We start from the raw sequence: 2,864 nt of genomic DNA, 5'->3' as shown, positions 1-2,864 counted from the left end.
CACGAGCACGGCCAACGCCGACGCGCCCGCCACGAACAGCGGGACCCTCGTGCCGGCGGGCGGCTCCTCCGGGGGCGCCTCCTCCGGAGTGACGGCGGGAGGAGGCGGCAGGAAGGGCTGAGGTCCGGCGGGCGGCCTCCCCTGTGTGCCGTCGGGGTCCACCGTCCAGACCAGCTCGCGGGGGGCCGACCGCTCGAACCTTTCCGGGTCCCCCTCCCCATCCGGCGCCCCGGCGTACGGCCGGGCGGCGGGCGGGCGGGGGAGCGGCAGGTCCAGCCCCGATGCGGGCAGGGCCCCGACGGGCGGCGCCCCCGCACCGCCAGTGGACCCCCGACCCGTCAGAGGCCCGCCGCCGGACGGGTGACCGGTGAGAGGTTGGTCGGTGGGCGGGTGCGTGCGGGGCCCGTCGGGCGCCCGTCCCGCGCCGCCGAGGGTGAAGGCGGCCAGGTCGGTGGCGGCCGGGCGGGCGGCGGGGTCCTTGGACATCGCCTTGGCCAGGAGGTCCGCCAGCTCGCCCGGCACCCCGGGAGGAAGCGGCGGAGGGCTCTCCGTCAGCACTCCGAGCGTGAATTTGGCCGTGCTCCCCGGCCCGTCCAGCGGGAACGCGGGCCGCCCCGCGAGCAGCTCGTACACCATCGACCCGAGCGCGTACACGTCGGACGCGGGCACCGGCTCGCGGCCCTCGAGCTCCTCCGGCGCCGCGTGCACCGAGGGCACGGTCCCGTCGGGCAGCTCCACGATGGACATCAGCGCGGACATGGCGAACCCGGTGAGCGCCACCCCGCCGGCCGTCACGATGACGTTCTCCTGTTTGACGCGCCCGTGCACGCCGCCCACCGCATGGGTGGCGGCGAGCGCGCCCGCCACCGCCCGGAGCAGCCCCGCCGCCTGGGCGGGCGGCATCGGCAGGCTCCGTCCGGGCCGCTCGGCCAGCGTGAGGCCCTCGTGCACCGGCGTCACGAGGTACGGCCGCCCGTCCCCGGTCGCCCCGACCTCCAGCACCGGGATGACGGCCGCGTGGGCGGCCAGCGCCTTGGGGAAGCCGAACCCGCGGACGATCCGCTTGAGCGCCCGCTTGTCCACCCGGTGGCAGGCGAGCGTCCTGACCAGCACGTCCGTCCCGGCAGCCGCGGACCGGGCCAGGTGCACGGCCCAGGGGCCGTCCTGGCCCGCCCGCTCCAGCAGCCGGTAGCCGCGGACGCGTTCGGTGATCACCGTCATGCGACCACGGACGGGCCGCCCATGTCATCGGTCTCGAAGGCCTCGTCCTCCACCAGCGGGAACGTGGCGCGCTCCCGGTCCCGCCCCTGACCGCCCTGCCCGGCGCCGCCCATCATCGGCGGGATCATGCCCATCGGCATGCCGCCCGCCCCGGGCCGCCCGCCGGCGGGAGGGGTCGCCGTCGCGCTCCCGAGCTGCGTGGCGGGGGCGCTGCCGGAGGGCGCGCCCGGCCCGGTGGCGGGGATGTTCCCGAGATTCTGCGGTGAGGTCTGCGGTACGGCGGACAGGTCCGTCGGGGAGGGGGTCTGGGGCAGCTCCGGCGACTTGATCTCCGGGGTCTTCAGGTCCGGCGTCCTGAGGTCGGGGTTCTGGGCGGCGTCCTGCAGCGACGGGTCCTTGAGCGACGGGTCCTGCAGGGACGGGTCCTTGAGCGACGGATCCTGCTGCGAGGGATCCTGCAGGGACGGATCCCGCAGCGACGGGTCCTGCAAAGAGGGGTCGTCGAGGCCGGGGACGTCCGGGCCGCCCAACCCGGGCGTGCCGCCGAGATCGGGCGACCCGTACGGCGAGCCCAGGTACGGATTACCGTTCGACCCCAGGCCGGGCTGCGGGCCGAACTGGCCGTACTCGCCGTTCATGCCGACCTGTGGCGCCGTGGAACGCTGCTCCACGTAGTCGCCCATGGCGTTGTACGCCTCGCCCATGAAGCGGTTGAGCTGCCGCAGGTGGTGCCGGGCGAGGGCGTGGGCGTTGGTGTCGGTCTGAAAAACGTCGTCGCCGACCGCGTCGTCGATGTCCGAGAGCCAGCCCTTGTCCCCTGTCCTCGGCACGTTGTCGCGGAACCAGGGGAGCACGTCCTCGCCGTACCAGATGAGGGGCCTGCTGACGGACCGGGCGGCGAAGACGATGCGCGCGAGGTCCTTCTGCAGTTCGTCGATGGTCTTGAAGACCTGCTCCAGGGTCTGGCCGCCGAGCGTCTCCGCGATGGCCCCGGCCTGCTTGTGCAGCAGTTCCACGGACCTCTCGCACATGTTGGCGATTTCCTCGTACCGCCGGCCCGCCTCGGCGATCCGGTCCGGCTTGGTGTTCTGGATGAGCGCGGAGACACCGTCGCTGCTCTCCGCGTCGCCGGCGCCGTCGAGGCCGGTGGGCATCGTGTCCTCGATCTGCGGCGCCCTGGCGTCCCTGAGCGCTCTGACCCAGTAGTCGGTCATGGTCCCCTCGTCGCTGCGCGGGATCAGGCGCCGGTGGCGGCCTGGTCGGCGTTCTTGGCGGTCTTGACGGTCTCGTCGAGCGCCTGCAGCACGCTGGCGTAGACGATGGAGACGCGCTCGATGGTCTCTTTCAGCGTGAGATGCACCTGGTCGGTGGTGTGCTTGAAGTCGGCGGCGGCCTGCCAGCCGCCGAGGTCGCGCTCGGTGAGCTCGGTGAAGGTGAGGTGCACCTGGAGGCTCGGCTCGCCCGTCGCGCCCTGCAGGCGTTCCAGGTCATGCCGGAGTTGTTCCACGGGGGAGGTCGGCAGCGTCTTCCCGGAGGCGGGGTCCTCGTAGGCGCCGAGCTCGATGAACAGCTCGTCCTTCGCGATGCCCGGGTCGACGCGGTTGGCGGCGAGCAGGTCGGCGTGCTCCTGCGGGGTCGCAGGC

General features: G+C 74.0%; 3 protein-coding genes. All 3 read right to left on the bottom strand.

Features of this window, described 5'->3' with window-relative positions:
• Positions 1-1,221 (bottom strand): protein kinase domain-containing protein (locus E1295_RS47850; protein ID WP_166427800.1); only part of this gene is annotated, 1,221 nt, incomplete at its 3' end.
• Entirely contained in the window at positions 1,218-2,435 is a 1,218-nt protein-coding gene (locus tag E1295_RS47845; protein WP_132642004.1) for a hypothetical protein, read from the bottom strand. The genes E1295_RS47850 and E1295_RS47845, both read right to left, overlap by 4 nt.
• Positions 2,436-2,458: 23 nt before the next feature.
• Positions 2,459-2,864: hypothetical protein (locus E1295_RS49570; protein WP_166427799.1), on the bottom strand; the 406-nt coding region annotated here is incomplete at its 5' end.

Source organism: Nonomuraea mesophila (assembly GCF_004352805.1).
In the GTDB taxonomy this organism is placed as follows: Bacteria; Actinomycetota; Actinomycetes; order Streptosporangiales; family Streptosporangiaceae; genus Nonomuraea; species Nonomuraea longispora.
The sequence above is the reverse complement of the archived record's forward strand: the minus strand, read 5'-3'. Positions and strand labels throughout refer to the sequence as shown.